Origin of the sequence: Actinomadura sp. KC216 (genome assembly GCF_004348535.1) — a bacterium.
GTDB lineage: Bacteria > Actinomycetota > Actinomycetes > Streptosporangiales > Streptosporangiaceae > Spirillospora.
Genome location: NZ_SMJX01000346.1, coordinates 1 through 8,335, shown reverse-complemented (window position 1 = coordinate 8,335; position 8,335 = coordinate 1). Strand labels below are relative to the sequence as shown.

The 8,335-nt window shown below is 73.5% G+C and carries 10 protein-coding genes and 1 tRNA gene; 6 read left to right on the top strand and 5 right to left on the bottom strand.

Translation table 11 applies throughout. The features are described 5' to 3' along the window. Nucleotides 1-755: DUF5954 family protein (locus E1264_RS36300; protein WP_132181010.1), on the bottom strand; the 755-nt coding region annotated here is incomplete at its 3' end. Nucleotides 756-931: 176 nt separating this feature from the next. Continuing rightward, nucleotides 932-1,984, bottom strand: a complete 1,053-nt coding sequence (locus tag E1264_RS36295; protein ID WP_132181008.1) for a glucose 1-dehydrogenase — start codon at nucleotides 1,982-1,984, stop codon at nucleotides 932-934. A 147-nt stretch (nucleotides 1,985-2,131) separates the two neighbouring features. On the opposite strand from E1264_RS36295, the gene E1264_RS36290 reads away from it, so the two are divergent. The 6 genes from E1264_RS36290 (at nucleotide 2,132) to pqqE (ending at nucleotide 5,788) form a co-directional block, all read left to right on the top strand. Further along, a tRNA-Met gene (locus E1264_RS36290) sits at nucleotides 2,132-2,203 on the top strand. Nucleotides 2,204-2,635: 432 nt separating this feature from the next. After that, nucleotides 2,636-2,758, top strand: a complete 123-nt coding sequence (pqqA, locus tag E1264_RS44060; protein WP_165964558.1) for a pyrroloquinoline quinone precursor peptide PqqA — start codon at nucleotides 2,636-2,638, stop codon at nucleotides 2,756-2,758. 10 nt (nucleotides 2,759-2,768) lie between these two features. Next, nucleotides 2,769-3,671 (top strand): pyrroloquinoline quinone biosynthesis protein PqqB, encoded by a 903-nt coding sequence (gene pqqB, locus E1264_RS36280; RefSeq protein WP_132181004.1) that lies wholly within the window; start codon nucleotides 2,769-2,771, stop codon nucleotides 3,669-3,671. Continuing rightward, complete coding sequence (gene pqqC, locus E1264_RS36275) at nucleotides 3,668-4,408, top strand: pyrroloquinoline-quinone synthase PqqC (protein WP_243711390.1); 741 nt, start codon at nucleotides 3,668-3,670, stop codon at nucleotides 4,406-4,408. The genes pqqB and pqqC overlap by 4 nt, the downstream gene beginning before the upstream one ends. Continuing rightward, a complete protein-coding gene (gene pqqD, locus E1264_RS36270) occupies nucleotides 4,398-4,664 on the top strand; it encodes a pyrroloquinoline quinone biosynthesis peptide chaperone PqqD (protein WP_132181002.1) in 267 nt (88 codons plus the stop codon). The genes pqqC and pqqD overlap by 11 nt, the downstream gene beginning before the upstream one ends. Continuing rightward, complete coding sequence (pqqE, locus tag E1264_RS36265) at nucleotides 4,661-5,788, top strand: pyrroloquinoline quinone biosynthesis protein PqqE (RefSeq protein ID WP_132181000.1); 1,128 nt, start codon at nucleotides 4,661-4,663, stop codon at nucleotides 5,786-5,788. Before pqqD ends, pqqE begins: the two co-directional genes overlap by 4 nt. A gap of 10 nt (nucleotides 5,789-5,798) precedes the next feature. Here pqqE and E1264_RS36260 read toward each other — a convergent pair whose 3' ends face one another. The 3 genes from E1264_RS36260 to E1264_RS44055 form a co-directional block, all read right to left on the bottom strand. Then, a complete protein-coding gene (locus E1264_RS36260; RefSeq protein ID WP_132180998.1) occupies nucleotides 5,799-6,707 on the bottom strand; it encodes an endo alpha-1,4 polygalactosaminidase in 909 nt (302 codons plus the stop codon). 19 nt (nucleotides 6,708-6,726) lie between these two features. After that, complete coding sequence (locus E1264_RS36255) at nucleotides 6,727-7,428, bottom strand: spherulation-specific family 4 protein (RefSeq protein ID WP_132180996.1); 702 nt, start codon at nucleotides 7,426-7,428, stop codon at nucleotides 6,727-6,729. Between the two features lie 19 nt (nucleotides 7,429-7,447). Continuing rightward, nucleotides 7,448-8,335 (bottom strand): hypothetical protein (locus E1264_RS44055; protein WP_207936713.1); only part of this gene is annotated, 888 nt, incomplete at its 5' end.

Sequence of the window (8,335 nt, the reverse complement as noted above, 5' to 3'; positions counted from 1 at the left end):
TTCTGGAACTCGCGGAGCCGGGGGAGCAGGTCGGTGAAGTGCCGGGCGAGCCGGTCGTGGGCCTCGCCGGGATCGTCCCCGCCGGTGATCGGCGACCAGCAGCCGGCGTTGATCTCCACCACGACGAAGGTCGGCGGGAGCAGCACGACGCCGGGATGGGTCTGGATCGCGTGCCGGGCCTCGGCGCGGACGACGTCCGGGACGGAGCCGGCGGCCGGCATGTGGCCGACCAGGTTCAGCCGCAGCTGCGCCTCCCATTGCCCGCAGGGCGCGGCCGGGTCGAGCGGGTGGCAGCGCAGGAGCCCGTCGCCGGTCAGGTCGGCGTCGGTGGAGCGGGGCGGCTCCATCACGCCGTCGCCGATCAGGACGAACTTCTCGACGCGGATGATCCGGTAGCGGCGCTCGCCGATCTCCCATTCGTCCTTCGCGAGCTGCTCGCCCTCCTCGGGGTCGAGCCGGTCGGCCGCGGCGAGCATGGCGCGGGCGGTCGCGGGATCGGGTTCGTTCGGCGCGTCGGTCCGGAGGTCGATGGCCAGGTTGTAGCGTGCGGAGGACGGGTCGTCGCAGCCGAGGGACGCGATCCGCCACTCCTTTCCTTTTTGCACCGCATGCCCGAAATCCGGGGAGCCGCCGGGCAGGAGTTTGGGGTATTCGAGAATTCGCTCGCCGAGTTCCCTGTCGCGCACCGCCGCGACGGGGTCGAGCTGGGCGACCACATTGATGTAGTCGTACCCGTGCATCAACGGGAAGGTCATGCCCGCATCCTGGCCGGACGGCGCGGGCTCCCGCATGATTTCGGCCACATTCGCAAGCCCGTATTGCCCCGCATTAATCGGAAATGCGGAAAACGACTTTTCGTACCCCCGGGCGCCGATTGGAAGGGCGGGTCTCCGGGGCGCCGGACGCGCGCGGGAATGCGGTCGCGGCCCGGTCAGCCGTCGAGCGTGAGGACGACCTTGACGTCGTCCGGGCGCGGGGTGAACGCGTCCTCGTAGCGCTCCAGCGGGACGCGGCGCGAGATCAGCCGGCCGAGCCAGCCGAGGTCGGCGGCGGCGAGGGCGCGCGCGGCGGCGGCGTAGTGGCCGAGGTTGGCGTTGACCGACCCGATGATCGCGTCGTTCTCCAGGACGATGTCGCGGTTGAGCGCGCCCGCGTCCACCTCCACGTGGCGGCCGGCCGACGAGACGCCGGTCAGGCACACGATGCCGTAGGCGGCGTTGTTCGCCATCGCGCCGAAGACGAGCTGCGACACGCCCGTCGCCTCGATGACGATGTCGGGCTTCGTCCCCGCGACCGCCTCCTCCAGCCCCTCGTGGTGGTAGGTGGCGCCGAGATCGGCGACGAGCCGCGGCTTCGGGCCGTCCGCGACCTGGTCGAGGACGTGCACGTCCAGGCCGCGCTGCACGCCGAGCAGCGCGGCGAGCAGCCCGATCGGGCCCGCGCCCGTCACCAGCGCCTTGCGCGGCTCGAACCAGCCCCGGGCGCCGACCTTCTCGATCTGGTCCCACGCCTTCGCGACGATCGTGGCCGGCTCCATCAGGACGCCGACGTCCGCGAGGCGCGGGTCGAGCGTCACGGCGTAGTCCGCCTCGACCGTCCAGGACCGGCTCGCGAAACCGTCGATCTCCTTGATGCCGCGCTCGGTGTAGCGGCCGTTGCGGCACATGTCGAACTCGCCGTGCGCGCAGGCCCCGCACGGTTCCGGGTCCGGGCGCCGCACGACGCCGACGACGAGGTCGCCGGGCGCGAAGCCGCTGCCGGACGGGGCGTCCCGCACCCGCCCCAGCGACTCGTGGCCGATGACGAGGCGGTCGCGGCCGGGCGGCGCCCAGCCGTACTCGCCGGCGGCGATCTCCCGGTCGGTGCCGCACACCCCGGCGGCGATCCCGTCCACGAGCAGGTCGTTCTCGCCGGGCTCCGGGTCCGGGACGTCGGTGACGGCGAGCGAGCCGCGCTTCTCCGGCAGGACGGTCAAGGCACGCATGACTCCGGCGTATCCCGTGCGGGTGGATCCATGCCCCGCCCGCCCCATGTTCCGGTCAACACATCGCCACCCGCGCTCGCGGTGGCGCCGGCGCCATAAAACCATTCGCGGTCGGGCGGGGGAGCCGCTTAGCATTTCTCTTACCGATGCGGGGTGGTGCAACGGGAGCACGCAGGTCTCATAAGCCTGGTGATGCGGGTTCGAATCCCGCCCCCGCCACTTGATATGGCGTGCCGCGATACCGCGTCCGCGGCGATCGTCGGCGCACTTCCGCGGCTGGGAACCGCCACGTGTCACTCAAGGACAAAGAAGTGTCGCGAGAGACCGGGGACGCGGGTACGGGCGGGCGCGTTTCGGCGCGCCGTCCCGGATTGCGGACGGGTTGGTGACTAGGCTCTCTACCAGTGGTTTCGTGTGTCGACACTGGCGGCGACGGTCGTTTCGCGGGTGAAGGCCGGATGCCGCCCGGCACCGAACGTGATCATCGGCGGCCGTTCCGTAGGGGTTGGCAGGGACTTCATGTCTTTCCTGGCACGGAGCGCCCTAGAGGCTTGTTCCAGGGCGGCATACCATCGGGATGAAGGGGCTTGGAAAGCGCTTTCAGTAGTAGTGGAGCGCTTCCCCGGTCCCAACCGAGAGGAAGGAGCAAGCATGGCCGTCCACAGCTCTGACGCGGACCGGACCGACGAACGCGCGGACCGCTGGGTCACGCCCGACTACCACATCGTGGAGACCTCCTTGGAGGTCACGGCCTACTTCACAGCCGAGGGCTGACCCGTCCGCGATGCGGCTGCTGATACTCGGCACCGCGGCGGGTGGCGGCGTGCCCCAATGGAACTGTGCCTGCGCCGGGTGCGCCGCTGCCCGTACCGAGCCCTCCCTCCGGAGGCGACATGCCTCCATCGCCGTCGAAGCGGGGGAGGGCAGTTGGTATGTGGTCAACGCGACGCCCGACATAGGGGAACAGATCGAGGCGTGCGCGGCCCTGCATCCGGGACCTGCCCGCCGTGCCACGCCCGTCGCCGGGGTGATCCTCACTGACGCCGAGCTCGACCACACGCTCGGCATCCCGCGCCTGCGCGAGGCGTCCGCGCTGCGGATCGTGTCGACCGGCGCGGTGCGCGCGGCGCTGTCCGGCGGCCTCCGCCTGGACCGCGTGCTCGCCCCCTACGCCGGCCTCTCCTGGACCCTCCTCCCGGAGAAGGGGCCGGAGGAGCTCGACGGCGGTCCCCTGGAGGTCCAGGGGATCCGGGTGTCGGGGAAGCGGCCCCGCTACGCCCGCGAGCTGGACGAGCCCGCGGGCGACGCCTGGGTGGTGGCGCTGCGCGTCCGGGACCTGCGCGACGGCAAGACCGTCGTGTACGCCCCCGCGCTCGCCGACTGGCCCGACGCACTCGACCGCGCCCTCCAGGACGCCGACTGCGTCTTCGTCGACGGCACCTTCTGGGACGACGAGGAACCGGTCCGCTCCGGGTTCACCGCGAAGACGTCCACCCAGATGGGACACCTGCCGATCACGGGCCCGAACGGCACCGCCGAGCGGCTGGCCGCGCTGCCCGCCGGACGCCGCTTCTACACCCATCTGAACAACACGAACCGGCTCGTCCACGCGGACGACCCGGGACACCGGCGGCTGGCCGAAGCGGGGCTGGAGGTCGCCCGAGAGGGAGCGCTGATCGAACTGTGACGACCGTAGGCACGGCGGCGAACGGGCGCATGGCGACGGAGGCCGAGCTCGAAGAGCGGCTCCGGGCGCTGGGCGAGGAGCGCTACCACCACCGGCACCCCTTCAACCTGCGGATGCACGAGGGCGCCCTCACCCGCGAGGAGCTGCGCCGCTGGGTCCTCAACCGGTTCCACTACCAGCGGCACATCCCGGTGAAGGACGCGCTGATCCTGGCCAAGCTCGGCACGCGCGAGCTGCGGCGGTCCTGGATCCGCCGCGTCCACGACCACGACGGCTCCCCGGACGGCGACGGGACCGACGGCGGCATCGAGCGGTGGCTGCGCCTCGGCGAGGCGGTCGGCCTGGACCGCGAGCTGCTGCTGTCCGGCGAGGGCGTGCTGCCCGGCGTCCGGCTGGCCGTGGACGGCTACGTCAACTTCTGCCGGAACGCCTCCACGCTGGAGGCGGTCGCGTCGTCGCTGACCGAGCTGTTCGCGCCCGACCTGATGGCGACGCGGATCGCGGCCTGGGAACGCCACTACCCGTGGGTGGAGCGCGAAGGGCTCCGCTACTTCCAGGTGCGCGTCGGCCAGGGCCGCCGCGACTCGGAGGAGGCGCTGCGGCTCGTCCACGCCTGGGCGCGGACGCCCGATGACCAGGAGCGGGCGCTGGCCGCGTTCGCGTTCAAGTGCGACCTGCTCTGGGCGCTGCTGGACGCGGTCGAGCACGCGCCGAAGGAGGGCCCCGATGCCGGCTGACGGGCCGTGGCGCCCCGCCCTGGACACGTCGATCGTGCTGCGGCACGACCGCGTCCGCGGCGCCGACCTGCTGCTCATGCCGGAGCGCGCGGTGCGGCTCAGCGGCACCGGCGGCCGGATCCTGCGGCTCTGCGACGGCAGCCGCACCGTCGACGACATCGTCGCCGAGCTGGGCGAGTCCTTCCCGGACGCGCCGCTCGCCGACGAGGTTCCCGCGTTCCTGGAGCGCGTCCGCGCGGAGGGCTGGCTGCGATGACCGCACCGGCCGTCCCGGCACCGTGGGCGCTGCTCGCGGAGGTCACGCACGCGTGCCCGCTGCACTGCCCGTACTGCTCGAACCCGCTGGAGCTCGTCCGCACGAGCGCGGAGCTGAGCACCGCCGACTGGGCGCGGGTGTTCGGCGAGGCCGCCGATCTCGGGGTCGTCCAGGCGCACGTGTCGGGCGGCGAGCCGCTGCTGCGGCCCGACCTCGCGGAGATCGTGGCGGCCGCGCAGCGCGCCGGGGTCTACACCCAGCTCGTGACCAGCGGCGTCGGGCTCACGGCGAAGCGGCTCGGTGAGCTGCTGGACGCCGGGCTGAACAGCGTCCAGCTCTCCCTTCAGGACGCGCGGCGCCCCGGCTCCGACCTCATCGCCGGACGCGTCTCCTACACCGACAAGGAACGCGCCGCCGGGGTGATCCGGGACGCGGGCGTGCCGTTCGGGCTGAACGTCGTCCTGCACCGCCGCAACCTCGACAACCTCCAGGAGATCATCGAGGTCGGCGCCCGCTGGGGGGCCGACCGGATCGAGCTCGCCAACACCCAGTTCTACGGCTGGGCGCTGCGCAACCGCGCCGCGCTGCTCCCCGCCCGCGACCAGCTCGACCGCGCGAAGGCCACCGTCGCCGCGTGGCGCGAGACGCACGGGAAGGGCGAGGGGCCCGACCTCGTGTGGGTCATGCCGGACTACTACGAGGGCGTCCCGAAGCCGTGCATGGGCGGGTGGGGCGCGCGGTCGATCACGGTCGGGCCGGACGGCACCGCGCTGCCGTGCCCGGCCGCGTACGCGGTCCCGGACCTCGCGCCGCCGAACGTCCGGGAGCGGCCGCTCGCCTGGATCTGGACGGAGTCGCCCGCGTTCAACGCCTACCGCGGGACGGAGTGGATGACCGGGCCGTGCCGCGACTGCCCGCGCCGCGAGATCGACTTCGGCGGCTGCCGCTGCCAGGCGCACGCGCTGACCGGCGACGCCGCCCGCACCGACCCGGCCTGCTCGCTCTCCCCGGACCACCACCTCGTCCGCGACGCCACCGCCACGGCCGGGGACGGCACCGCCACGGCGGGGGACGGTCCCGACGCCTTCGTGTACCGGAAGCCGAAGGTTCCCGGGACCGTCTGATCCCGGAACCTCAGCAGGGCTCGCGCCAGGCGCCGAGGTCGAGGCGCTTGCGCATGGACGCGAAGCCGAGCGCGCGGGTCTCGCGGCAGAAGCGCGCCGCGGGCACGTGGTACTCGACGTGCAGGACGGCCTTGCCCGCGCGGACGAACGGCAGCAGCCGGCGGCACTCGCCGAACTCCGCGCACTGCTCGTTGATCGCGAAGTCGAACGTCCCGACCAGCGCCGGGATCTGCGCGAGGTCGTTCTTCAGCGCGACCGACATGCCGCGCTCGTGCGCGAGCCGCGCGATCAGCCGGTTGTAGCGGAGCTGGTGGGCGGCGGTCAGCGGGAACCCGGTGTCGGCGGCGTAGCCGTCCAGGAGGTCGGGCTCGACGGCGTCGAACCCCTTGGCGCGGCACATGTCGAAGCGCCGGGCCATGATCGGTTCGAGGACGTCGGTCCGGCGGATGTCGAGCCAGCGCTCGTCCGGCCACCCGTTCCCCTTGCCGAGGACGGCGGGCGGGAACGCGCCGTGGTCGGGACGGTACCGCTCGGCGGCGCCCGCGTTGATGTAGCAGATGACCCGGCCGCCCCGCCGGTGAAGTTCCCGGACGACGTCCGCGCCGTTGCCGAACCCGTCGATGTCGTGGACGGGCGCGTCCACCCCGAGGTCCACCGGCGTGGTGAGCTGCCACTGCCAGCGCGTGCCCGGCGCCGGAGCCCAGAGCCTGCCCGGACGCCGCTCGGCGTCCCGCTCCTCCGGCGGAGCGGATCTCTTCGCCGGGGCGGACCGGCTCGGCGGCGGGGACCCGGCCGGCGAGGCGGCGGCGTCCGGCGGGGCGGACTCGTCCGGCGCCAGCGTGGAGAACAGCACCGCCCCCAGGGCGGCCGCGGACGCCAGGACCGCGGCGGCGCCGACGGCCCACCCAGGGATTCGCATCGCACCGGACGGCACGGCGTCACCGGTTCGCGTAGACGAGCGACAGCTCGCGGGAGAAGTATCCCGGCAGCCCGATCCACGGGTTCGCGCCCGCGCGGTCCGTCACGTAGACGACGCCCGCGTTGCGCCGCCCGGCCCGCGCCAGCGCCCGCGCGAGGACGGCCTGCGGCGCCGCGTAGACGAGGTGGCAGAACCGTTCGGCGGGCATCCGCATCGCCCACGCGGGCACCCGGACGTGCTGGTACGCCGACCACGGCCCCTCGAAGGTGACGAGCACGTCGGCGAGGTCGGCGTAGGCGGAGTCGGGATAGGCGCCGTGGTTGAACACGACGTGCTTCACGCCGCGTCCCCGCACGCCCGCGACGATGCGCTGGTACCGCAGCACGTGCCCGGGGACGGCGGACACCTGGTCGAGGAACACCCTGCGGATGCCGTACCACTTCCAGTACCGCGTCACCTCGTCCTCCACCGCCTGGACCGGGCGGGCGCCGTAGGCGGTGTCGACGTACCCGGCGAGCGGCACGCCGACCTCCGCCATGCGGTGCGCGGTGGCGGCGAACGCGCGGTCCCGGACCGTGCCGGCGCCGCTGTCGACATTGAGCACGACCGTGCCGAGCCGGGGGTCGGCGAGGGTCGCCCAGTCCACCGCGCCCGGAGGGAAGTACGCGGGGACGGTCACGGCCCCGACCCGTCCTGATAGCTCGCCGGTCGTTCTCAGCATGGCGTGCCCCCTAATCGGTTCATCTGTGCGAGGTCACGCGGGCCAGGACACGGCCCGCGTAGGTCGTGAGGAAGACGAGGAGCGCGCCGGACACCACCAGCTGGACCGTGCTCGGCGTGACGTGCGGGACGGTCAGCGCGGCACCGACCTCGGCGGCCAGCGCGAGGGTGTACACGGGCAGGACGACCCCGACGCGCCCGCACGCCTGCAGCACCAGCGAGAGGAAGAACGCGCAGCCGAGCGCGAGGAAGCCGCCGAGCGTCCGGGCCGTCATGGCCGTCGCGGGCAGCCGGGCGAGCGGCGCGGCGACGGCGATGAGCACCACGGCCGACGCCGCGTACCGGGCGAGCGCGACCCCCAGCGCGGAACGGGCCGACCGCGCGAACCCCGCCATCCCGGTGTGCGTGACGAGCAGCCGGTGGATGCGCCGCCGGTAGGCGTACAGGATCCATTCCGCGACGCCCATCGACAGCGAGAGCGACAGCACCGCCACCGTCGTGGTCCCCGGCGGCACCGGCCGCCCGGCCAGCGCGCACAGCAGCGTAAAGGTCAGCAGCCCGCCGGTCAGCAGCCCGAACAGGGCGAACGGCAGCGCCGCGGCGACATCGCGGCGGGTCACCACCGGGCCCGACATCGCCGGGCCGCTCTGCACGCCTCCGCGGCGGCGGCTGCGCCCCGCCCCGGACGTGCACGCGATCGCCAGCGCGATCGTCGCCGCGAGCGACACCGCCCAGGCGATCCAAACCGTGCCGGGCACGGCGCCGGACGCAGCCGCCGTGCCCGGCACCGCCTCGATGCCCGGTGCCGTCTCCAGGCCCGGCACCGGTTCCCCCGTGCCGGGCATCGCGCCGAATGTCCCGTCGAGCCGCCCGGTCGGCAGCGTCCAGCCGTTGTCGGCGAGGTAGAT